General features: G+C 70.2%; 20 protein-coding genes. 10 read left to right on the top strand and 10 right to left on the bottom strand.

Annotated features, from left to right (window positions below; translation table 11 throughout):
- The coding region (locus tag AB0L71_RS12665) for an electron transfer flavoprotein subunit alpha/FixB family protein (RefSeq protein WP_365241518.1) at nucleotides 1–432 on the top strand (432 nt) is incomplete at its 5' end.
- 281 nt (nucleotides 433–713) lie between these two features.
- Nucleotides 714–2,006 carry an aldolase gene (locus AB0L71_RS12660; protein ID WP_365241516.1) on the top strand — a complete coding sequence of 431 codons (1,293 nt, stop codon included), beginning with the start codon at nucleotides 714–716 and terminating at the stop codon, nucleotides 2,004–2,006.
- A gap of 74 nt (nucleotides 2,007–2,080) precedes the next feature.
- Here AB0L71_RS12660 and AB0L71_RS12655 read toward each other — a convergent pair whose 3' ends face one another.
- Complete coding sequence (locus tag AB0L71_RS12655; protein ID WP_365241513.1) at nucleotides 2,081–3,109, bottom strand: LacI family DNA-binding transcriptional regulator; 1,029 nt, start codon at nucleotides 3,107–3,109, stop codon at nucleotides 2,081–2,083.
- 181 nt (nucleotides 3,110–3,290) lie between these two features.
- Here AB0L71_RS12655 and AB0L71_RS12650 point away from each other — a divergent pair, with 181 nt between their 5' ends.
- The gene (locus AB0L71_RS12650) at nucleotides 3,291–4,256 is read left to right on the top strand and encodes an ROK family protein (protein ID WP_365241511.1); all 966 of its coding nucleotides are present in this window, start codon (nucleotides 3,291–3,293) and stop codon (nucleotides 4,254–4,256) included.
- Nucleotides 4,257–4,406: 150 nt separating this feature from the next.
- Here AB0L71_RS12650 and AB0L71_RS12645 read toward each other — a convergent pair whose 3' ends face one another.
- A complete protein-coding gene (locus tag AB0L71_RS12645; protein WP_365241546.1) occupies nucleotides 4,407–6,461 on the bottom strand; it encodes an NPCBM/NEW2 domain-containing protein in 2,055 nt (684 codons plus the stop codon).
- A 268-nt stretch (nucleotides 6,462–6,729) separates the two neighbouring features.
- On the opposite strand from AB0L71_RS12645, the gene AB0L71_RS12640 reads away from it, so the two are divergent.
- Genes AB0L71_RS12640 through AB0L71_RS12630 form a run of 3 tightly spaced genes read left to right on the top strand, consistent with a single transcriptional unit; the run spans nucleotide 6,730 to nucleotide 9,867 of the window.
- Nucleotides 6,730–8,019 (top strand): ABC transporter substrate-binding protein, encoded by a 1,290-nt coding sequence (locus AB0L71_RS12640; RefSeq protein WP_365241543.1) that lies wholly within the window; start codon nucleotides 6,730–6,732, stop codon nucleotides 8,017–8,019.
- 16 nt (nucleotides 8,020–8,035) lie between these two features.
- Entirely contained in the window at nucleotides 8,036–8,950 is a 915-nt protein-coding gene (locus tag AB0L71_RS12635) for a sugar ABC transporter permease (RefSeq protein ID WP_365241508.1), read from the top strand.
- A complete protein-coding gene (locus AB0L71_RS12630; protein ID WP_365241505.1) occupies nucleotides 8,947–9,867 on the top strand; it encodes a carbohydrate ABC transporter permease in 921 nt (306 codons plus the stop codon). The genes AB0L71_RS12635 and AB0L71_RS12630 overlap by 4 nt, the downstream gene beginning before the upstream one ends.
- A gap of 237 nt (nucleotides 9,868–10,104) precedes the next feature.
- Here the strand turns inward: AB0L71_RS12630 and AB0L71_RS12625 are convergent, their stop codons facing one another.
- Entirely contained in the window at nucleotides 10,105–10,305 is a 201-nt protein-coding gene (locus AB0L71_RS12625) for a CsbD family protein (RefSeq protein ID WP_365241502.1), read from the bottom strand.
- Nucleotides 10,306–10,590: 285 nt separating this feature from the next.
- Here AB0L71_RS12625 and AB0L71_RS12620 point away from each other — a divergent pair, with 285 nt between their 5' ends.
- A complete protein-coding gene (locus AB0L71_RS12620; protein ID WP_365241499.1) occupies nucleotides 10,591–11,628 on the top strand; it encodes an NUDIX hydrolase in 1,038 nt (345 codons plus the stop codon).
- Between the two features lie 225 nt (nucleotides 11,629–11,853).
- On the opposite strand, the gene AB0L71_RS12615 is transcribed toward AB0L71_RS12620, so the two are convergent.
- Nucleotides 11,854–13,218, bottom strand: coding sequence for a dipeptidase (locus tag AB0L71_RS12615; RefSeq protein ID WP_365241496.1), 1,365 nt, complete (start codon nucleotides 13,216–13,218; stop codon nucleotides 11,854–11,856).
- A 182-nt stretch (nucleotides 13,219–13,400) separates the two neighbouring features.
- On the opposite strand from AB0L71_RS12615, the gene AB0L71_RS12610 reads away from it, so the two are divergent.
- Complete coding sequence (locus tag AB0L71_RS12610; RefSeq protein WP_365241493.1) at nucleotides 13,401–14,615, top strand: geranylgeranyl reductase family protein; 1,215 nt, start codon at nucleotides 13,401–13,403, stop codon at nucleotides 14,613–14,615.
- A gap of 107 nt (nucleotides 14,616–14,722) precedes the next feature.
- Here the strand turns inward: AB0L71_RS12610 and AB0L71_RS12605 are convergent, their stop codons facing one another.
- Nucleotides 14,723–15,175 carry a nitroreductase/quinone reductase family protein gene (locus AB0L71_RS12605; protein ID WP_365241490.1) on the bottom strand — a complete coding sequence of 151 codons (453 nt, stop codon included), beginning with the start codon at nucleotides 15,173–15,175 and terminating at the stop codon, nucleotides 14,723–14,725.
- Between the two features lie 126 nt (nucleotides 15,176–15,301).
- On the opposite strand from AB0L71_RS12605, the gene AB0L71_RS12600 reads away from it, so the two are divergent.
- Nucleotides 15,302–16,045 carry a TetR/AcrR family transcriptional regulator gene (locus AB0L71_RS12600; RefSeq protein WP_365241488.1) on the top strand — a complete coding sequence of 248 codons (744 nt, stop codon included), beginning with the start codon at nucleotides 15,302–15,304 and terminating at the stop codon, nucleotides 16,043–16,045.
- Nucleotides 16,046–16,198: 153 nt separating this feature from the next.
- Here AB0L71_RS12600 and AB0L71_RS12595 read toward each other — a convergent pair whose 3' ends face one another.
- The 3 genes from AB0L71_RS12595 to AB0L71_RS12585 all read right to left on the bottom strand — a co-directional run bounded on the left by AB0L71_RS12595 (nucleotide 16,199) and on the right by AB0L71_RS12585 (nucleotide 18,692).
- Complete coding sequence (locus tag AB0L71_RS12595) at nucleotides 16,199–16,960, bottom strand: maleylpyruvate isomerase family mycothiol-dependent enzyme (RefSeq protein WP_365241485.1); 762 nt, start codon at nucleotides 16,958–16,960, stop codon at nucleotides 16,199–16,201.
- A gap of 12 nt (nucleotides 16,961–16,972) precedes the next feature.
- Nucleotides 16,973–17,380: a hypothetical protein gene (locus tag AB0L71_RS12590; RefSeq protein WP_365241483.1), complete on the bottom strand. Its 408-nt coding sequence runs from the start codon at nucleotides 17,378–17,380 to the stop codon at nucleotides 16,973–16,975.
- A gap of 91 nt (nucleotides 17,381–17,471) precedes the next feature.
- On the bottom strand, nucleotides 17,472–18,692 hold the full coding sequence (locus AB0L71_RS12585; RefSeq protein ID WP_365241480.1) for an MFS transporter: 1,221 nt from the start codon (nucleotides 18,690–18,692) through the stop codon (nucleotides 17,472–17,474).
- 133 nt (nucleotides 18,693–18,825) lie between these two features.
- On the opposite strand from AB0L71_RS12585, the gene AB0L71_RS12580 reads away from it, so the two are divergent.
- A complete protein-coding gene (locus AB0L71_RS12580) occupies nucleotides 18,826–20,040 on the top strand; it encodes an ROK family protein (RefSeq protein ID WP_365241477.1) in 1,215 nt (404 codons plus the stop codon).
- A 20-nt stretch (nucleotides 20,041–20,060) separates the two neighbouring features.
- Here the strand turns inward: AB0L71_RS12580 and AB0L71_RS12575 are convergent, their stop codons facing one another.
- Together AB0L71_RS12575 and AB0L71_RS12570 are read right to left on the bottom strand one after the other, a co-directional pair.
- Nucleotides 20,061–20,582, bottom strand: a complete 522-nt coding sequence (locus tag AB0L71_RS12575; protein WP_365241475.1) for an ATP-binding protein — start codon at nucleotides 20,580–20,582, stop codon at nucleotides 20,061–20,063.
- 188 nt (nucleotides 20,583–20,770) lie between these two features.
- Nucleotides 20,771–21,088, bottom strand: a complete 318-nt coding sequence (locus AB0L71_RS12570) for a hypothetical protein (RefSeq protein ID WP_365241472.1) — start codon at nucleotides 21,086–21,088, stop codon at nucleotides 20,771–20,773.
- Nucleotides 21,089–21,148 lie beyond the last annotated feature (60 nt).

The following is a 21,148-nucleotide window of genomic DNA, read 5'->3' as shown; positions in this document are numbered from 1 at the left end:
GCGACCGGCACGAAGGTGCTGTCGCGCACCCCGCGCGAGTCGACCGGGCGTCCGGAGCTGACCGAGGCCGCGATCGTGGTCTCCGGCGGGCGTGGTGTCAACGGTGCCGAGAACTTCGCGGTCATCGAGGCGCTGGCCGACTCGCTGGGTGCGGCCGTCGGTGCCTCGCGTGCGGCGGTCGACGCGGGCTGGTACCCGCACTCCAACCAGGTCGGCCAGACCGGTAAGAGTGTCTCCCCGCAGCTGTACATCGCCTCCGGTATCTCCGGCGCGATCCAGCACCGGGCCGGCATGCAGACCTCGAAGACGATCGTCGCGATCAACAAGGACCCCGAGGCCCCGATCTTCGACCTCGTCGACTACGGCGTCGTCGGTGACCTCTTCGACGTCGTCCCCCAGCTCACCGACGAGGTCAAGTCCCGCAAGGGCTGATCCGTCCGCAAGCTCCGCCCCTCTCCTCCACGGTCCGGGGCCGCGTGGTGATCCCCACCACCGGCCCCGGACCGTGCTGCGTCGGCGCCGGAATGCCGATGGGGAAGAGGGAGTCGGGCTTCCCGACCGCACGGGCGCTTCCCGGCGGCTGCCCCGCAGGCTGGTTGCCGGGCCGCCGCTGCGGGAACCGATCACCATGGACACGGGTTCGAGGGACCGATGGCTTCGCTGCGGACCATCGAATCCGGGAAGCGGAACGACCGGACTGCGGAGGGGCGGACATGGGACAGCGGGAGAAGGCGGCAACAAGCCTCGCCGGTGCGGTCAGCGAGGAGATCGGCGCCTCCCTTGCCGAGGTCGACGCCGAGCTCGCCCGCCGCTACCCGGGAGACCCCGGGACGCGCCAGCCGGTCCATACGGTCTACGTTCCGGGCGACGCGTTCGGTGCCCGCACCATCCGTTCGTGGGGGAACCAGGCCCTGAAGGCCCTCGATACCCATGCACCCGACGAGGCCTCGTTCGCCTCCGTCCTCGGCATCCCGGAGGCATACGCGGGATCCGTCCACGACCGGGTACGCGCCAAGCTGGAACGCGAACCGGTCGAGGACCTGCGCATCGACTTCGAGGACGGATACGGGCTCCGCTCCGACGCCGAGGAGGACGAGGCCGCCGCCCGCGCGGCCCGGCTCGTGTCGGAGGCGTACGCGTGCGGTACGGCGGCCCCGTACATGGGCATCCGGATGAAGTGCATGGAGGCTGCCGTACGCGACCGCTCCATCCGTACCACGGACATCTTCCTCACCGGCCTGATGCGGGCGGGCGGTCTCCCCGACGGTCTGGTCCTCACCCTGCCCAAGGTGACGTACCCCGCCCAGGTCGCGGCCTTCGTCCGGCTCCTCGAAGCGTTCGAGGGGGCGCACGGGCTGCCGGCCGGCCGGATCGGCTTCGAGATCCAGATCGAGACCAGCCAGTCCGTCCTCGCCGCCGACGGCACCGCCGCGGTCGCCCGCATGATCGATGCCGCACAGGGGCGCGCCACCGGACTGCACTACGGAACCTTCGACTACAGCGCCGGCGTCGGCGTCAGCCCCGCCCACCAGGCGAGCGACCATCCGGCCGCGGACCACGCGAAGGCCGTCATGCAGGTTGCTGCCGCCGGCACGGGCGTACGCGTGTCGGACGGCTCGACCAATGTCCTCCCGGTCGGCCCCACCCACCAGGTCCACGAGGCATGGCGGCTCCATTACCGCCTCACCCGCCGTGCGCTGGCCCGCGCCTACTACCAGGGCTGGGACATGCACCCGGGCCATCTGCCGACCCGTTACGCGGCCGTGTACACCTTCTACCGTGAGGGCCTGGACCAGGCCGCGGCCCGGCTTGCCGCGTATGCGGCAAAGGCCGCAGGCGATGTCATGGACGAACCCGCCACCGCCAGGGCGCTCAGCGGCTATCTGCTGCGCGGCATCGACTGCGGCGCACTGGACGACGCCGAGGTCGCCCGCCTCACCGGGCTGACACGCGCGGATCTGGACATGTTCGCCGGGCGCCCCGGGGCCGGCACCGCCGGAACCTGACCGGGACCGGCCCCGACACCCGCCGGGGCCGGGCGGCCGCTTCGATCCGGGCGCGGGCGGAACCTCGCCCCGGTTCAGGCAGGCGGAAGCTCGCCGGAGCCGCGTGCGATGAGCGTGGTCGGCAGCTCCACCCGCGCCGGGGCGTCGTCCACGCCGTCCAGTCGGCGGAAGAGGTGCTCGGCCGCCGTCCGCCCCACCGCCGCGGCGTCCTGGGAGATGACCGTGATGCCGAGCAGATCGGCGAGTTCGATGTCGTCGAATCCGACCAGGGCGATCGGACGCTTCCGCTCCGCCAGCACTCGTACCGCCGTGACGGTCACACGGTTGTTGCCCGCGAACAGGGCGGTGACGGGATCGGGGCCCGAGAGCATGGCCTCGGCCGCCGCCCGGACCCGCGCGGGATCGGTGGAGCCGAGAGAGACCCAGGAGTCCCGGACCGGGATCCCGGCGTCCGCCATCGCGGCGTGATAGCCGCGCAACCGCTCGGTGGCGGTGTGGATACGGGGCTGGTCACCGATGAATCCGATCCTGCGATGACCGTGCGCGATCAGATGGGCGACACCCTCGCGGGCGCCGCCGAAGCTGTCGGAGAGCACCATGTCGGCGTCGATACCGACGGCCGGGCGGTCCACGAAGACGGTGGCGACACCCGCCTTCATCTCCGGTTCCAGATAGCGATGGTCGTCACCGGCGGGGATCACGATCAGCCCGTCCACCCGGCGCGCACACAGGGCGAGCACGAGCTCCTGCTCGCGCTCCGGATCCTCCGCGCTCGACCCGTTGATGAGCAGGGCGCCGTGCGCGCGGGCCACCTCCTCCACGGCACGGCTCAGCGGGCCGTAGAAGGGGTCGGCGAGATCCTCCAGGACCAGGCCTATGGAGGCGGTACGCCCCTTGCGGAGCACGCGTGCGCTGTCGTTGCGGCGGAAACCCAGCGCGTCGATCGCCTCCTGCACCCGGCGCTCCGTGTCCGGGGTGACCCCGGGCTCGCTGTTGACCACACGCGAGACCGTCTTGAGACCCACCCCGGCGCGGGCGGCGACATCCTTCATGGTCGGCCGGTTGCCGTAACGGGGCTCGGGGTGACGGGTGGTCTCGGCCACGGTGCGCTGTCCTGTCCTCGGGGTGCGGGCTGCCGCCGGGCCCGCGGGCGGGTGCCGTGGAGCGGGCCTGGGAGTGTGGCGTCGAGCATAAGCCTGGACAACGTTGTCAGCTGTCGGGAGACTGTCCGGACCTGCACGGAAGATGCAGGTCCCGCCCTCACTCGTCCGGAGCTTCCCGCAGATGCAAACCGACCTCGTCGCCGCGTTCGACATCGGCGGCACCAAGACCGCCGGAGCCCTGATCGACGGCACGGGTGCGCTGCTCGTACGGGCGCAGCGGCCGACGCCCGCCCGGGAGAGCGGCGAGCGGGTCATGGGTGCGGTGACGGATGTGCTGGCCGAGCTGACCGCCTCGCCGTTGTGGGAGCGGGTGGCCGCCGTCGGCATCGGCAGCGCGGGTCCGGTCGATGCGTCGGCCGGCACGGTCAGCCCCGTCAACGTTCCGGGCTGGCGCCGCTTCCCCCTGGTGGGCCGGGTACGGGATGCCACCGGTGGGCTGCCCGTCGAACTGGTCGGTGACGGGGTCGCGATGACCGCGGCCGAGTACTGGCTGGGTGCGGCCCGAGGCCATGACAACGCGCTCTGCCTGGTCGTGTCGACCGGGGTGGGTGGCGGCCTGGTCCTGGACGGCAGGCTGCACGCGGGCCCCACCGGCAACGCCGGCCACATAGGTCATATCAGTGTCGATCTGGACGGAGCCCCGTGCCCTTGCGGTTCCCGTGGCTGCGTCGAGGGAATCGCCAGCGGTCCGAACATCGCGCGGCGGGCGCTGCAGGGCGGGTGGCGGCCCGGACCGGACGGTGACGCGACGGCCGCCGCCGTGGCCGCTGCGGCGCGGGCCGGGCATCCCGTCGCGATGGCGTCGTTCGAGCGTGCCGCGCGTGCGCTGGCCGCCGCGATCGCCGCCACCGCCGCGCTCGTCGAGATCGACATCGCCGTGATCGGCGGGGGAGTGGCAGGCGCGGGCGAGGTCCTGTTCGCCCCGCTGCGCCGTGCCCTGAGCGACTACGCCACGCTCTCCTTCGTGCAGCGGCTCACGGTGGCTCCGGCCGTGATGGGCACGGACGCCGGTCTGGTGGGCGCAGCGGCCGCCGCATGGACGGCCCGGCCGGGCGGAACGGCGGCCCCGGCCGAGCCGACCTGCTGAACCCGACCGGCCGCCGGAGGGTTTCGTGTGCGACGACGGCTACGCTTCGGCAGCCGTGCGGGGGGACGCCGACGGACCGCGGCCCGGGGCATGTGTACCGCCCCGGACCGGTTCCTGGCCCTTCTCGCGGACTCCTGCACCCGCTCCGGATCAGCACTCCATCCGCAGGTCCGCCCAGTCGGCGTGGTCGGAGTCGGTGCCGTCCCCGCCGTCGCCGACCACCAGACGGACCACCTGCGCGCCGCGCACATCCGCGGTGATCGGCTGTGCGGCCATGGCATTGGTCAGCACTCCGGTCGACGCGGCCTTCGTGCCGTCCGCCCAGATCTCGAACGTCACGCTGCCCCTGGTGCCCTTCTCGTCGTCGACGCCGACCTGCGCGGTCACGGCGCTGCACGCCCCGCCGGCGTAGAACTCGACCGTGCTCGGCGCGTGCACCCCGAGCCCCTTGGTGAAGACGGTGCCGCCGATCGTGAGTGGGTTGCCGTCGCCCGCGCCGCTCTCGCCGTTGCTGGTGTCCCGCTCGACCGGCCCCCAGCCGCTGGACGCGGAGAGCCACGGCAGATCGCTGAGGTAGCTGCTGCCCGTCGGCGGTGCGACCACCACATGGGCCTGGAACGGGACCGAGGACCGGGCAGGCGTTCCGGCCGGTGAGCGGTACCTGACGCCGAGCGTCAGCTCGTACGTGCCGGTGGCCGTGCCCGCGGGCGGTGTCACCTGCCAGCGTGTGGTCAGCGCCCGGCCGCTCGGCAGGGCCGCGGACCCGGTCGGCGACTGCGCCTCGATCCGCCAGCCCGACGGTCCGGTAAGGGCCGTGGAGACCTTCTCGGCGGGCGTGCGACCCAGGTCGGTGACCGACGTCGTCAACGGTTCGGTGCGGCCCGCTTCCATCAACGGGCTGCCGTCCAGGTCCAGTTCCACGGCCGGCGGGTGTGCGGCCCACGCGCCGTCGGCGGCGACGCGCAGCAGCACCGTGCCGTGCGCCGGGACGGTGGCCGAGACGGAGCCGGCCGTGTTGTACGTCGTGTGCTTCCACAGGTCGCGCATCGTGTAGCCGGCGGCCCTCGGCAGCCCGGCCGCCTCCGCGGTCGTCGAGATGCGCTGAGCGTTGCCGGTCTCGTTGAAGAGCGCCACGACCCGGCTGCCGTCCTGCATCTCCTTGGCGACGACCCACCGTCCTTCGGCGGAGGAGAGAACAGTGCCCTGCTTGCCCAGCGGGTCCTGGTCGACGGCGATGACCTCCCGGTTGGAGAGGATCTCGAAGGTCTCCGCTGTCGCCTTGCGCAGATCGGAACCGATCAGCAGCGGTGCCGCCATCATGGACCACATGGAGAAGTGGGTGCGGTACTCGGTGTCCGTCATGCCGCCGTTGCCGACTTCGAGCATGTCCGGGTCGTTCCAGTGCCCCGGTCCCGCGGCGGCGGCGAGCGGCAGGTTCTGCTTCATGATGGACAGCATGCTGCTCCAGCTGTCGTTGATGTCGCCCGTCGTGCGCCAGAGATTGCCGACGTCGGCGGCCCACTCCCAGGGCTGGTTCTGGCCCCATTCGCAGATGCTGTAGACGATGGGGCGTCCGGTGGCCGCCAGCGCGTCACGCATGGTCGTGTAGCGCAGCTTCGCGTCGACGCCCTGGTTGTTGCAGTTGTCGTACTTGAGGTAGTCCACACCCCAGTCCGCGAACTGCTGCGCATCGCTGTACTCATGCCCCAGCGCCCCCGGCAGACCGACGCTGTCGCATGTCTTCGTGCCGGCGCTGGTGTAGATGCCGAGCTTGAGCCCTCTGGCGTGTACGTAGTCCGCGACGGCCTCGATGCCGTTGGGGAAACGCACCGGGTCGGCCTCAAGTTTTCCGTCCGCGTTGCGCTGCGGCTTCGCCCAGCAGTCGTCGAGGTTGACGTACTGGTAACCGGCGTCCTTGAGGCCCTTGGCGACGAAGATGTCCGCGATGCCCTTGACCATCGACTCGTCGAACTCGGCGCGGCAGTGGGTGGAGTTCCAGTTGTTGAACCCCATCGGCGGGGTGAGGGCGAGACCGTTGTCGGACTGCGGGACGGTTGCCGTATCCGTCGCCGTATCCGTCGCCGGAGTCGGTGAGTCCGCCACGGCCGGAGCGGTTGCTCCCGCCGCGCAGAGCAGTCCGGCCGCCAACGCTCCGACGACTCTGCTGCGGACCGTTCGGGTGGTACGGGTGGGAAGATGACGCATCATTACGTTCCTCCGTACTCGTGCCTGATCGAGTAGCGTCAGGTTCACGCCAAAGGCGCGCGAATACGTTAGGACGTGTTGGAGTCTGTTGGAAGAGGGGGAGGCTGCGGTTGTCGGGTATCTCGTCAAAACCCTTGACTGGGGCGTGAGTTGACGGTGAGATCCATCGCACGTTCGGTTGTGTTGGGTTGACTTCCCGAAGGAGGGGGTCATGGCACACTCTTCGTACGACGGTTCAGGTCTGCCGGGCAGCGTGGCAGGGCATCGGATGTCCCGCCGAAGCCTCCTGCGTGGCACGGCGGTCGGCATCGGTGCGATCACGCTTCCTTCGCTGCTCACCGCCTGCGGCGGCGGCCCCGGTGGCGACGGCAGGACGATCCACATGGGGTCGAACTCCTCGGACCCCGTTCCGAAGAAGGCGTTCGCCGAGGCGTTCAAGGCCTACGAGGCACAGTCCGGCGGCCGGAAGATCGCGGTGAACACGGTCGACCACAACACCTTCCAGGAGAACATCAACAAGTACTTGCAGGGCAATCCGGACGACGTCTTCATGTGGTTCGCCGGCTACCGGATGCAGTTCTTCGCCAAGAAGGGCCTGCTGTACGACATCAGCGACAACTGGCAGCAGTACGAGGGCTTCTCGGACGCGCTCAAGTCGCAGTCCACCGGCGAGGACGGGAAGCAGTACCTCACGCCGTACTACTACTACCCCTGGGCGGTCTTCCACCGTAAGAGCCTCTTCGCCGAGCGCGGCTACCAGGCACCCGGGACGCTCGACGAGTACGTGGCGCTCGCCCGGCAGATGAAGAAGGACAAGCTCGACCCCATCGCGTTCTGCGACAAGGACGGCTGGCCGGCGATGGGCACCTTCGACTACATCAACATGCGGACCAACGGCTATGCGTTCCACAAGAGCCTGATGGCCGGTGAGGGATCCTGGACGGACAAGAGGGTCAAGGAGGTCTTCGACACCTGGCGGCGTCTCCTGCCGTACTGCCAGCCGGGTGCCAACGGCCGTACCTGGCAGGAGGCGGCGACCAGCCTGCAGAAGAAGGAGGCCGGCATGGCGGTCTTCGGACTGCCGCACCCCGGCGCCCAGTTCCCCGAGGGTGAGCAGGAGGACATCGACTTCTTCCCCTTCCCGGTCATCGCCCCCGAGCACGGCCAGGACGCGGTCGAGGCACCCATCGACGGCTTCCTGCTGGCGAAGAAGTCGAAGAACCTCAGGAACAAGAAGGCCATGGAGAGCGCCAAGGACCTCCTGAAGTGGCTGGCCACCGGCAAGGCCGAGGACATCTACCTCAAGAGCGATCCCAACAACATCGCGGTCAACGACCAGGCGGACACCTCCCGTTACTCGGCGCTCCAGAAGAAGGCCGTGGAGCTCGTCTCCGGCGCGAAGAACATCTCACAGTTCCTGGACCGCGACACCCGGCCGGACTTCGCCTCGACCGTCATGATCCCGGCCATCCAGGAGTTCATCAGCAACCCGAACGATGTGGACGGTCTGGTCAACGGCATCGAGCGGCAGAAGAAGACCGTCTTCGCCTCCGACTGAACCTGGAGTACCGACCGTGTCGTTCCTCTCGGGGCGGCGCACCGAACGACGGGGCACCCGGCGGTTCTCCGGCCGCGACCTCGTCGTCATCGGTCTGCTGCTCGGCATCCCGGTCCTGCTCGACCTCGCTGTCGTGTGGGGCCCGACCCTCGCCTCCGTCCTGCTCTCCTTCACCAGGTGGGACGGGATCGGCGACATCGAATGGGTCGGTACGCAGAACTACACGAACCTGTTCACCAACTACCCGCAGTTCTGGCCCGCCGCCCGGCACAACCTGCTCTGGCTGGCCTTCCTCGGCCTCGTCGCCGCGCCGTTCGGACTGCTCCTCGCGGTACTCATCGACCGGGGCGTGCGATTCAGTCGCTTCTACCAGTCGACGCTGTACATGCCGGTCGTGCTGTCGCTCGCCGTGGTCGGCTTCATCGCGCAGCTGATCTTCTCCCGGGACCAGGGCGCGCTCAACGCGATCCTCGGGGACACCGGATCGCCGACCGACTGGCTCGGTGACCCCGACCTCAACCTCTGGATGATCCTGCTCGCCGCGGCCTGGCGGCACACCGGCTACGTGATGATCCTCTACCTCGCCGGGCTCAAGGCCGTCGACACCTCCCTGAAGGAAGCCGCGGCCATCGACGGGGCGAACGAGATCCAGACGTTCTTCCGCATCGTCTTCCCCACCCTGCGTCCGGTGAATGTCATCGTCGGCGTCATCACCGTCATCGAGTCCCTGCGTGCCTTCGACATCGTGTACGCCGTCAACCATGGCCGCAACGGGCTCGAACTGCTCTCGGTGCTCGTCACGGACAACATCATCGGCGAGGCGGCCCGGATCGGTTTCGGCTCGGCCATCGCCGTCGTCCTGCTGACCGTCTCCCTCGGGTTCGTCGTGACGTACCTGGTCCAGGAGCTCCGAGGGGAGAGGAACCGATGACCGTCGACACCCCCGCCCGCCCCGCCGCCGAGCCCGCTACCGCGGTACCCGTCACCGTCCGCCGCAGACTCCGCCCCGGCCGGCTGGGTCTGCACGCCTTCCTGGTGGCGGTCTCCCTCGGCTTCCTCGCCCCCCTGCTGCTCGCCGTCTACGCCTCGCTGCGCCCGTACGAGGAAACCTCGGAGTACGGCTACTTCTCGCTGCCGCGGCATCTCTCCTTCGACTACTACCGGCAGGCGTTCGTCGACTCGGGGATGACGCAGTACTTCGTCAACACCATGATCATCGCTGTTCCCGGGGTACTCGTCACCCTGTTTCTCGCTTCGTTCGTGGCCTTCGCGCTGGCCCGGCTGAAGCTGCGCGGCGGGATCGTCCTGCTGATGCTCTTCACCGCGGGGAACCTGTTGCCGCAGCAGGTGATCGTGACCCCGCTGTACGTGGTCTTCAACCGCATCCCCCTGCCGTACTGGATGTCCGACTCGATGACGATGTACGACTCCTACTGGGCCGTCCTGGTCGTGCAGATCGGCTTCCAGATCGGCTTCTGCGTCTTCGTCCTGGCCAACTTCATGCGCACACTTCCGCAGGAGATCCTGGAGGCCGCCGTCGTCGACGGCGCGGGTGTCTGGGCGCAGTACTGGCGCATCACCCTCCCGCTGTGCCGACCGGCCCTCGCGGCGCTCGGCACACTCCAGTTCACCTGGATGTACAACGATTTCCTCTGGGCGCTGGTCTTCGTCTCCGACGGCGACAAACTCCCCATCACTTCGGCCCTCAACAACCTTCGTGGGCAGTTCTTCACCGACTACAACCTCCTGGCGGCCGGCGCGGTGATCGTCGCCCTGCCCACCCTGGTGGTCTTCCTCCTGCTCCAGCGCCACTTCATCGCGGGGCTGACGCTGGGGTCGACCAAGTGAGGAGAGCCCGCGACCCGGACTCGCGGCGGAGGATCCGGAAGCAGGGAGCGGCGACCCGCGGCACCCGGATCAGGGCGCGTGCCTCCGGCTGATCCCGCTCGTCGTGGGCCTCGGTCGGCTCCTTACCGGTACGCTGCGGGCCCTGCCACTGAACATGTGATGGCACACGCGTTCGATAATGGGCTGCTGTGCTGTGGCCGGGCCCCCGCCGCTCGGACGGGGGCCCGGGGACTTCCCCTACTTGTCGTCGGGGGTCAGCGGATCCTTCAGCCCGGACTTTCCGGGTACGTGCTTCTCGGTCTCATCCAGGGCTTCTTTCGCCCGCGCCTTGGCCTGTTCGGCCTTGCCCTCGGCTTCCTTGCGACGGTTGCCGGTCATCTTGCCCAAGGCTTCCTTGGCTTTGCCCGTGAGCTTGTCCTTGCCGCTTCCGTGAGCCATTGCGACTCCTCGCGTGGACGAATCCTTACGTTGCCCAAACTAGGACGGATCGAGGGGAAATGCACATCGATGGAGCGTCCGCCACATGTGCGGGATGGGCGAGGGACGGCGAGCGTCTTCTGGCGGCCTTCCGGCACTTCCGTGGCAGGTCCGGAGCCGGGGCTCGTACAGTGGGCCGCCCACCGACGGAATCCGGCCGCCCCGTTCATGCGACAGGATCGCCGTCGGGTTTTCGCAGCAGGGTGTTGCGGGCAAGCCACAGGGGGCTACGGAGGAGGGGGAACCGTGATCGTCTGGATCAACGGAACGTTCAGCGCCGGCAAGACGAGCGCCGCGCGCGAGCTGGTCGATCTGATCCCGAACAGCACGTTCTACGACCCCGAGCTGATCGGCGCGGGACTGCGGTATCTGTTGCCCCAGAAGAAGCTCGCCGAGGTGACGGACTTCCAGGACCTGCCGATCTGGCGGCGTCTGGTGGTGGACGCCGCCGCGGCACTGCTGGCCGAGGTGTCCGGGGTTCTGGTGGTGCCGATGACACTGCTGCGGCAGGAGTACCGGGACGAGATCTTCGGAGGGCTGGCCGCGCGGCGCATACCCGTGTGCCATGTCCTGCTCTCACCCGAGGAAACGATCCTGCGCGAACGGATCGCCGGCCGGGTGGAGTTCGCCGACGATCCGGAGCGCAGCGAACGGATCCGGCAGTGGGCCTATGACCACATCGAGCCGTACCGGACGGCTCTGGGCTGGCTCACCCGGGACGCGCACACCATCGACACCAGCCTGCTCACTCCGCGCGAAACGGCCTGCCGGATCGCCGAGGCGGTCCGCACCGGAGCGGCCACCGCGTGCCAGATCGTGCAGACGTCCGAACCGACCGCGGAGACCGTCGCGGCAGGGGTGCTCCTCTTCGACGAACACGACCGGGTACTGCTCGTGGATCCGACGTACAAGCCCGGATGGGAGTTCCCGGGCGGAGTGGTCGAGGCCGGCGAGGCGCCGGCCCAGGCCGGGATCCGCGAGGTGGCCGAGGAGATAGGAATCCACCTCGAACAGCCGCCGAAACTGCTCGTCGTCGACTGGGAGGAGCCGAAACCGCCCGGATACGGAGGGCTGAGGATGCTCTTCGACGGCGGCCTGCTGGCCGGGGCGGACGCCGCACGGCTCCTGCTTCAGGGTTCCGAACTGCGTGACTGGCGGTTCGTCACCGAGGAGGAAGCGGCCACGATGCTGCCTCCCACCCGGTATGCACGGCTGCGCTGGGCGCTGCGCGCCCGGGAGCGGTCGACCGTGCTCAATCTGGAGGCCGGAGTCCCGGTCGGCTGAGGCGCGCAGCACGGCTGAGGCCGCCACGGAGAGCGGATCGCCGTGCGGAACCCCGTCGGGACGCGGTTCCCCGGACGTCCGGGGAACCGGTGGCCCTTACGCGCCATGGACTGCCCGGCCGGGACCCGCCGGGCGGGCGGGACCGGATCCGGGGAGCACGGCCGGCCGGGACCCGCGGGCAACCGGCATGGTCGGGACGGACAGTCAGTCAGTGCTGACGGCTAGTCAGTTCTGCTTGGATTCTGCGTAGTTCCGCAGGAACAGGGCCTCGGCGAGGGAAAGTCGCTCCAACTCCTCCGGAGACACGCTCTCGTTGACCGCGTGGATCTGTGCCTCCGGCTCGCTCAGACCGATCAGGAGGATCTCGGCCTCCGGATAGAGGGCGGCGAGGGTGTTGCAGAGCGGGATCGACCCGCCCATCCCGGCCGACTGCATCTTCTCGCCGGGGTAGGCGACTTCCATGGCCTGCGCCATCGACACGTATGCCGGGCTGGAGACGTCCGCGCGGAACGGCTGGCCCTGGCCGACCTGTTCCACCGTCAGCCTGGCACCCCACGGGGCGTGCGCCTCCAGATGGGCGGTCAGCAGCGCGGTCGCCTCCGCGGCGTCCTGCCCCGGCGGCACTCGCAGACTGACCTGCGCCCGGGCGCTCGCCTGCAGCGACGGTGTCGCCCCGACCACCGGCGGGCAGTCGATTCCGATGACGGTGACGGCGGGCCGCGCCCAGAGCCGGTCGGCGACCGTGCCGGAGCCGATCAGCCCGACCCCGTCGAGGACCTTCGCGTCCTTGCGGAACTCGGCCTCGGTGTAATCCAGTCCGTCCCATTCGGCGTCCGAGGCGAGCCCGTCGACGGTCGTGCTGCCGTCCTCGGCGCGCAGCGAGGCGAGCAGTTGGATCATCGCTGCCAGCGCGTCCGGAGCGGCGCCGCCGAACTGCCCGGAGTGCAGGTTCCCTTCGAGCGTGTCGAGCGTGACCCGCAGCATCGTCATACCGCGCAGCGTCGCGGTGACCGTCGGCAGGCCGACCCGGAAGTTGCCCGTGTCGCCGATCACGATCGTGTCGGCGGTCAGCAGCTCGGGGTGCGCCTCGGCGTACTGCTCCAGACCGCCGGTGCCCTGCTCCTCGGAGCCCTCGGCGATCACCTTGACGGAGACCGGGATGCCACCGTCCGCCTTGAGGGCGCGCAGCGCGAGGAGGTGCATGATGAAGCCACCCTTGCAGTCGGCCGCGCCTCGGCCGTACCAGCGTCCGTCCTGTTCCGTCAGTTCGAACGGCGGGGAGAGCCAGGCGGACTCGTCGAGCGGCGGCTGTACGTCGTAGTGCGCGTAGAGCAGCACGGTCGGAGCGCCGGCCGGACCGGGCAGGAAGCCGTACACCGACTGGGTGCCGTCGGGCGTGTCGAGCAGGGCGACATCCTGGAAGTCCTCGGCGCGCAGCGCGTCGGCGACCCAGCGGGCAGCCGCCTCGCACTCGCTCTTCGGGAACTGCGCGGGGTCCGCCACCGACCGGAAGGCCACGAGCTCGGTGAGTTCCGCCTTCGCGCGTGGCATCAACGAGGCAATGGTCTCGGAGATCGGACGGACAGTCATGGGCACGCTCCTCGTGGGTGCGACGTTATGTGTACGAATCCGGGTACATGCACACCAAGCGTGTGGTGCCCATGTAGAGCGAACACAGGGACGATCCTCCCACAGCGGGCACCGGTCCGATCGCGCCGTAGGATGCCGTGAGCAGCATGGGCCACTGGTGGGATCGGGAGCAGAAGCACATCGTGAGCAGCGAGAACGCAGACGCCGTACAGGAGCACGAAGAGTCGTCCGTGTGGGACGTCGTCGTAGTCGGTGGTGGACCGGCCGGAGCCTCCGCGGCCTACGCGGCAGCGGTGACCGGTCGACGGGTGCTGCTCCTGGAGAAGGCGGAACTGCCCCGTTACAAGACCTGTGGCGGGGGCATCATCGGGTTTTCGCGCGACTCGCTGCCGCCCGGATTCGAGCTGCCGCTGCGGGACCGGATCCATGCGGTCACGTTCTCGCTCAACGGCAGGCTGGCACGGACCCGCCGCTCCAAGCGGATGCTCTTCGGGCTCATCAACCGTCCCGAGTTCGATGCGGGGCTGGTCGAGGAGGCGCAGAAGGCCGGGGCCGAACTCCGTACCGGAGCGACCGTGATGAGGGTCGAGCAGCACGGCGCGGCGGTGCCGGACCGGCGTACCGTCGCCGTGGTGCTGTCCGGCGGCGAGACGGTCCTGGCCCGCGCGGTCGTCGGTGCGGATGGCAGTGCAGGGCGGATAGGGGCTCATGTCGGGGTGAAACTCGACCAGGTGGACCTCGGCCTGGAGGCGGAGATCCCGGTTCCGGAGACGGTCGCGGAGGACTGGGCCGGGCGGGTGCTGATCGACTGGGGCCCCATGCCCGGCAGTTACGGCTGGGTGTTCCCCAAGGGGGACACCCTCACCGTGGGTGTGATCTCGGCGCGGGGCGACGGCGCGGGAACCAAGCGCTACCTGGAGGACTTCATCGCCCGTCTCGGTCTCGCCGGCTTCGAACCGAAGATCTCCTCCGGTCATCTGACGCGTTGTCGCAGCGACGACTCGCCGCTGTCGCGCGGGCGGGTGCTGGTGTGCGGCGACGCAGCGGGGCTGCTGGAGCCGTGGACCCGTGAAGGCATCTCCTACGCGCTGCGATCGGGGCGGCTCGCCGGTGAGTGGGCGGTCCGGATCGCGGAGTCGCACGATGCGGTGGACGCCCGGCGCCAGGCGCTCAACTACGCCTTCGCCATCAAGGCCGGTCTGGGGGTCGAGATGGGCGTCGGGCGGCGGATGCTGAAGCTGTTCGAGCGCCGTCCCGGAATGCTGCACGCGGTGCTGACGGGATTCCGCCCGGCCTGGAACGCGTTCGCCGGCATCACCCGGGGGACCACGTCGCTGGCCGAGCTGGTACGTACGCACCCGATGGCCCAGCGGGCTCTGTCGGCACTGGACCGGTGACCTCTGACGGCCGGTGACCCCTGGCCGCCGGTGACCCCTGGCGGCCGACGGGTGGGATCCGGCGGCTGCGGCTGCGGCTGCGGCCGGGGGCGGGGCGGGCCGCACGGTCAGCCTTCGAAGGAGATCCGGAACACGGGGTGGTCCGGACAGGCGGCCAGGAGTTCCGCGTCCGAGGACTGTGCCGTGATGCCCTGGAAGTACTGGTTGACCTCCCAGCCCCACCGCTCCAGGTAGGTGCGAACGACCTGCATCTTCTGCTCGTCGTCCGCCACCTCCACGGCCGTGAAGGTGCGGATCCTGCGGCCGACCCGCAGTTCGCCGCCGCCGGCGGCCCGCATGTTGCGCACCCACTGGGAGTGGCCCCGCGCGGAGACCAGGTACTGCGCGCCCTCGTAAGCGTGCGGATTTACGGGGATGCGCTGCATCTGCCCGCTTCTGCGGCCCCGTACCGACATTTCGGCCGTGCCGAGGAGGCTGACGCCGCGCCGGGCGAGCCAGCCGATGAAGCTGTTCATCCGGACGGTGAACGCGTTGCCCTGAAGGTAATACGGCTGAGACATGGTGACCCCCATCATCGAGAGAGAGCAGTGCTCTCGTTCGGGATCAGTGTGCAGGGATCGATGCTCCGAAGCAAGATCGGTGCTCTCGTATTTGATCGGCGCTCTTTTCGTGGCAGACTGGGGATCATGAGCGCTGTCCGAGGAGCCAGGGAACGGGCCCGTGTCGAGGTCACGGCCGCCATCATGGACGAGGCGAAAAGGCGGCTGGCGGCCGAAGGTGCCGCCAAGCTGTCGCTGCGCGCCGTTGCGCGGGAGCTGGGTATGGCGTCCTCCGCGCTCTACCGCTACTTCCCCAGCCGCGACGACCTGCTGACGGCCCTGATCGTCGACGCGTACGACTCCCTGGGCGAGGCCGCGGAGACCGCCCATCGCACTGCCTGTGCCGACGACGCCCCCCACCTCGCCCGCTGGACGGCCGTCGCCCGCGCCGTACGCGGCTGGGCCCTGGCCCACCCTCATGAGTACGCCCTCATCTACGGCTCGCCCGTGCCCGGTTACACCGCACCGCAGGCCACAGTCGGCCCCGCCTCCCGTGTCGCCCTGGTCCTGATCGACATCGTCGGCGAGGCCTACCGCACGGACGGGCTCGCCGTACCGCCGCTCGCCGCCGAACTGCGGGCCGAGGCCGGGCGGATGGCTGCGGACTTCGCCCCCGGTCTTCCAGTGGAGGCCGCCGTCCCGCTGGTCGCCGCCTGGTCGCAACTGTTCGGCCTGATCTCCTTCGAGATCTTCGGCCAGTTCGACAAGGTGGTGGAGGCCCGGGACGCCTTCTTCGAGGAGGCCGTCACCGAACTGGCCCGCTCGGTCGGCCTGCCCCGTCCTCGAGACACCCCTGGCGCATCGACCGGAGGCGCTCACCGGAACCGGTGAGCGCCTGATGGGATCCGCCGGGCCCTCGACGCCCTGCGGCCCTCGGAGGCGGACCGGCCCCGACGGCCGCCCGAACGCGTCGACGGCTGCCCGCGGCCGCCCGAAACCGCCGAAGAGCCGACGGGTCGTCCGGGGCCCGTTCCCGTACGCCGGTCAGGACCAGGTGATTCCCGAGGTCTCGCTCCACAGCCGGGCCACTGCCGGGTCGCCCGTCACCGTGATCGCGGTGAGTGGCAGCCGGTTCCAGAGCGTCAGGTAGAGCTCCTCGGCCGTTCCGCTCAACTCGCAGTCCGCCGAGTCGTCCTCGACCGCCGGAGTCCCGGTGTCGCGTCGGGCCTGCGGAGGCTGTGCCGAGATACGGACCGTCCACGCCGCATCCGTGTCCGTGGCGCGCACCCGCAGGGTTCGAGGTGAGTCGCTGCGCACCCTGCTCTTCGGGCGGGAGTGGAGCCCGCACAACAGTTCGTCGATCCCGTCCATCGCATGAACGGGTGTCACCGGCGAGAGGGGGCCGCCGCGCGCGGACTCGGCGTCCACGCGGTGGATCGTCGTCTCGTGGGACTGGCGCCGTGCCCAGAACGCCAGCGGTGAGGGCGCGGGCAGGAAGGACCAGCAGTCGAGGTCGGCCGGGGCGCTCTGCAGTGCGCGCACCAGCAGACCGTGCCCCTCCCGGAACCAGTCGAGCAGTTCCCCCTCGTCCAACTCGGGCTCCCCGCCGTCGGGATGGTAGGAGGTGTGTCCCTCGACGAGGTACGCGGTCGCCCAGCGATGCACCATGCCGGTGTGCCGGAGCAGTTGGCGTATCTGCCAGCCCGGGCATGTCGGCACGGATGCACCGGGCCCCGCCTGCTCCGCGGCGGCGGCCAGCGCATTCCCGGCCTCGATGAGCGAGGTGAGGTGTTCCTGGATTTCCATGGGCGGATTGTGTCAGGCCGCGGCGCCCCGGGACCGGACGGAACGGGACCGGCCGCCCCGGCGCAGCAACCGTGCGAACCAGCCGAGGGCCAGCGCCTGCACCAGTACGGACACGACGAGCGCGACGCAGGTGAGCCAGGCCGGTCCGGCCGTGTCCGTGCCCCACAGCGATTCGCCGACGAAGAAGACGAACACGGTGGGCGCCGCGAGGAAGAACAGCCAGACACCCGCGAAGGAGGCGTCCTGGTGTGCGACGAACAGCGTGTCCACGGTGACGAACACCGCCGTGGCCAGGACCGCGCCGAGGTAGATCACCGAAGCGGCGTTGCCGAAGGTGAGGCGTGCGAGTGTGCGGAGGTGCTGCTGGTACGTGCCGGTCCCGTGCATGGTCTGCTCCCCGTGGGTGGTTGATGTGTCCATCGTGCGACCTGGGAGCCGGACCCGCCTGAGTACCTCTACTCAGTCGGTCATGTGTTCATGAATCATGTGGTCGTCCTGGCGTGCAGGCCGTTCACGGGCGGGTCGTCGCGCCGTGTGCGGCGTGCGCCAGTACTGCCGCTGTGGCGGCCAGTACCGCCACCGTCGTGAGCGCGAGGGGCAGCGAGAACCAGTCGGCCAGGAAACCGATGGCGGGTGGCCCGAGCAGCATTCCGCCGTAGCCGATCGTCGACGCGGCTGCCACTCCGCCCGGACCGGCCAGTTCGCCGGCACGACCGACCGCGACGGGAAAGATGTTGGCCAGCCCCAGACCCGCGACGGCGAAGCCGAGCAGCGCAAGCCAGGAGGTCGGGGCGAGTGAACCGAGGAGCATTCCGGCAGCTCCCGTCACACCGCCCGCGACGAGTGTGCGGGTCTGCCCCAGCCGTTCGAGCAGTGCGGTTCCGGTCAGCCTGCCAGCGGTCATGGCCAGGGCGAACAGGGAGTATCCGGCGGCGGCGACGCCGGGAGCGGCGTGCAGGTCCTGTTCGAGATGGAGTGCGCTCCAGTCGGCCAACGCGCCTTCCCCGTACGCGGTGCAGAGCGCGATCGCGCCGAACAGCAGCACCGTCCGACGGGTCCGGGCCGTCATCCGGCGCGGTGGCCCGGGACGGTTCGCGGCGGCCGTGGACGTCCGGGGAGCCGGGTGGCGCAGCAGCGCCGGGCCCGCGACAGCGGTGATCAGCAGTCCGATCCCGGTGAGGGCGAGGAGGTGGGCCGAGGGAGACAGCGTGCCCGCGACCAGTCCGCCGAGCCCGGCCCCGAGCATGCCGCCGAGGCTGTACGCCGCATGGAAACCGGGCATCACGGGACGTCGCAGGGCGGCGACCAGCTCGACGGCGGCGCTGTTCAGCGCGACGTTCATCGCTCCGTACACGGCGCCGAAGACCAGCAGCACCAGGCCGAGCGCGAGCGCCGAATGCGTCTGCGCGGGCAGCGCGATGGCGAGCGGGAAGAGTACCCCGCAGCCGACGGTCACGGGCCGGCTCCCGAACCTCCGGCAGAGCCGGCCGGCGAACATCATGGTGACGACGGCTCCTGCAGAGATGCCGAGCAGGGCCAGGCCGAGGGTGGAGGCCGATGCGCCGGTCTGGTGCTTGACGGCCGGAATGCGGACGACCCAGCCGGCGAAGAGGAAGCCGTCGAGGGCGAAGAGCGCGGTCAGGGCGGCACGGAGGCGGGCCGGGGAAGCTGGGGCGGTGTCTCCGCCCGGTCCCCCCGGTGGGGCCGTCCGCAGTTTGTTTACTTGCGGCACAAATTCACCTTAGGGGCTCACCGACGGCAGTTGCAAGAAAGGGGACCGGCGCTGCGGGCGCGGCGTACCACCGTGGCCGACCGTGCGCCACCGCGGCATCGCCCCCGTGCCGGAACGTGGGAGACTCGCCCCCATGAACGGCAAGGTGACCACCACCCGGACAAAGTTGGAGCGGGGCCGCAGCGCGCTCGGACCCGCCCTGGAACTGGTCCACACCGGACGCGCCCCCACTCGCGCCGTCCTCACCTCCGAACTCGGCGTCACCCGGGCAACGGCCGGTGCGGTCGCCGCCGAGCTGGAGGCGCTCGGCCTGATCCGGGTCGATTCCCGGCCGGGCTCCGCCGCCGGCTCGCAGGGCCGCCCTTCGCACCGGCTGGCCATCCGGGAATCCGGACCCGTCGCCATCGCGGCGCAGGTGCATGCCGACGGGTTCCGGGCCGCGCTCGTCGGGCTGGGCGGACGGCTCGTCGCCACCGCTCCCGGCTGTGTCACCGTCACGGCGGACCCGGCCCAGGTCATCGGTGAAGTGGTGGACGCCTGTGCCCGGTTGCTTCGGGACAGCGGCCTGCGCTGCGTCGGTGCGGGCCTCGCGGTGCCCTCCGCGGTCGCCGAACCGGAGGGCACCGCGCTCAACCCGCTGCACATCGCCTGGCCGGCCGGCGCCCCGGTGCGCGAGATCTTCGCCGCCTGTGTGCGGGAGGCGGGGATCGCAGGTCCGGCGTTCGCCGGCAATGACGTCAACCTCGCCGCGCTCGCGGAGCACCGGCACGGTGCTGGGCGCGGGGCCCGGCATCTTCTGTGTGTCGCGACCGGCCACCGCGGTGTGGGTGGCGCCCTGGTCCTCGACGGCCGTCTGCATACGGGGAGTTCGGGGCTCGCGATGGAGGTCGGGCACATCACGGTGAACCCCGAGGGTGGCCCTTGCCACTGTGGTGGTCGCGGCTGCCTGGACGTCGAGGCCGATCCGCTGGCCTTCCTCGTCGCCGCCCGCCGTGAACCCGGTCCGGAGGAGTCGCTGCTCAAGCAGGCCGGCGATCTGCTGCGTACGGAGTACCACGACGCGGCGGTGCGCGGTGCGGCGGAGGAGCTGATCGACCGGCTCGGCCTCGGACTGGCCGGACTCGTCAACATCCTCAACCCGGACCGCATCATCCTCGGCGGACTGCACCGGGTCCTGCTGGACGCGGATCCGGAGCGGCTGCGCGCGGTGGTGGCCGACCGCAGTCTGTGGGGCCGCAGCGGAAGTGTGCCCATCCTGCCGTGCACGCTCGACCACAACAGTTTGGTGGGGGCGGCGGAGCTGGCCTGGCAGCCGGTGTTGGACGATCCGCTGGCCGCGCTCGCGTGACGCGGGGCGGTGCGCAGCCTTCAGCCGACGTCGGCCGACCGCGAGGCGAAGGGGGGCAGGCCCTCCAGGTAGATGACGGCGTCCAGTTCGAACGGTCCGTCGGTGATCGCTCCGTACACCGCATGCAGCGGCCGTGCGGTGAACGGGGGAGGCGCCGGAAGGGTGAACCAGACGACCTTCCCCGCCTCACCTCTCGGACGGGCCCCCCAGCTCTCGCTCACCGCGGCAATCAGTGCGAGCCCGCGGCCCGACGTGCTGGATGCGCCGGCCTCGCGAACGGTCGGCAGCCGTGGGTCGTGGTCATGGACGGACACGGTCAGCCGTTCCAGCAGCAGCTCGATCTCGACGGTGCATGACTTGTCCGGCTGAGCGTGCCGGTGGACGTTGGTCAGCAGTTCCGTGACGCCGAGCGCCGCATGGTCGATCAGGGGATCGAGACGCCAGTAGCGCAACTGTGCCGAAACGATTCTGCGGACTTGACCGATCCTCGACGGCAGGGCCTGGAGCTCCACCGTGCAGTGCCTGCTTGGCTCGCTGATCACGGCTGCGACTCCCCGAAATAGGTCCGGAAGAAGACGGAGGGAACGGAATCGGCGGATGGCTGCCGCTGATTCGGGCCCGGCGGGCCGGGTCACAGTGTCACCGCCGGTCGACCATGGGTGACATGGGACCAATGTCACCCGGCGGGCGCGGCTCCGCAAGTCGCAGTGGTCCACCGGCCCCATCCCCGTCAGATCATCCGGCCGCCCGCACTGCGCAGTGCCGCGAGGAACCTGAGGGCCGGCCCCGCCTTGTCCGGGCCGTTGTTGCGCTGCCCCATCGTGAGCCGGTACCGCGTCCCGTTGAGACGCGCCACGGCCGCCCCGGCTCCGAAGAACCACGGCCGGCCCGCACTGACCGCCGCCACCGGGGCGCTGTCGATCTCCCGTCCGTAACTGGTCAGCAGGGCCAGCCTGCCGTCCTTGACGATCACCTGCCCCGCCCTCGTGAGCGAGCGGGCCCACCGCTCGATCCGTACCCCCGTCGCGCTGAACTCCGTTTCCGGCATGCCTGTTCGCCCCCTTCGTCACGCTTCTGATGGCAGTCTGCACAAGCCGGGAGCGACGCG

Source organism: Streptomyces sp. NPDC052052 (assembly GCF_040680455.1).
Taxonomy (GTDB): Bacteria; Actinomycetota; Actinomycetes; order Streptomycetales; family Streptomycetaceae; genus Streptomyces.
Note: the sequence above shows the minus strand (reverse complement) of the source record. Positions and strands in the feature narration are given on the sequence as shown.

Excerpts from the sequence above, each read along its gene's own strand:
- AB0L71_RS12660 (WP_365241516.1), top strand. The coding sequence starts at position 714 with ATGGGACAGCGGGAGAAGGCGGCAACAAGCCTCGCCGGTGCGGTCAGC.
- AB0L71_RS12650 (WP_365241511.1), top strand. The coding sequence starts at position 3,291 with ATGCAAACCGACCTCGTCGCCGCGTTCGACATCGGCGGCACCAAGACC.
- AB0L71_RS12645 (WP_365241546.1), bottom strand. The coding sequence starts at position 6,461 with ATGCGTCATCTTCCCACCCGTACCACCCGAACGGTCCGCAGCAGAGTC.
- AB0L71_RS12640 (WP_365241543.1), top strand. The coding sequence starts at position 6,730 with ATGTCCCGCCGAAGCCTCCTGCGTGGCACGGCGGTCGGCATCGGTGCG.
- AB0L71_RS12630 (WP_365241505.1), top strand. The coding sequence starts at position 8,947 with ATGACCGTCGACACCCCCGCCCGCCCCGCCGCCGAGCCCGCTACCGCG.
- AB0L71_RS12625 (WP_365241502.1), bottom strand. The coding sequence starts at position 10,305 with ATGGCTCACGGAAGCGGCAAGGACAAGCTCACGGGCAAAGCCAAGGAA.
- AB0L71_RS12615 (WP_365241496.1), bottom strand. The coding sequence starts at position 13,218 with ATGACTGTCCGTCCGATCTCCGAGACCATTGCCTCGTTGATGCCACGC.
- AB0L71_RS12605 (WP_365241490.1), bottom strand. The coding sequence starts at position 15,175 with ATGTCTCAGCCGTATTACCTTCAGGGCAACGCGTTCACCGTCCGGATG.
- AB0L71_RS12600 (WP_365241488.1), top strand. The coding sequence starts at position 15,302 with ATGAGCGCTGTCCGAGGAGCCAGGGAACGGGCCCGTGTCGAGGTCACG.
- AB0L71_RS12595 (WP_365241485.1), bottom strand. The coding sequence starts at position 16,960 with ATGGAAATCCAGGAACACCTCACCTCGCTCATCGAGGCCGGGAATGCG.
- AB0L71_RS12590 (WP_365241483.1), bottom strand. The coding sequence starts at position 17,380 with ATGGACACATCAACCACCCACGGGGAGCAGACCATGCACGGGACCGGC.
- AB0L71_RS12580 (WP_365241477.1), top strand. The coding sequence starts at position 18,826 with ATGAACGGCAAGGTGACCACCACCCGGACAAAGTTGGAGCGGGGCCGC.
- AB0L71_RS12570 (WP_365241472.1), bottom strand. The coding sequence starts at position 21,088 with ATGCCGGAAACGGAGTTCAGCGCGACGGGGGTACGGATCGAGCGGTGG.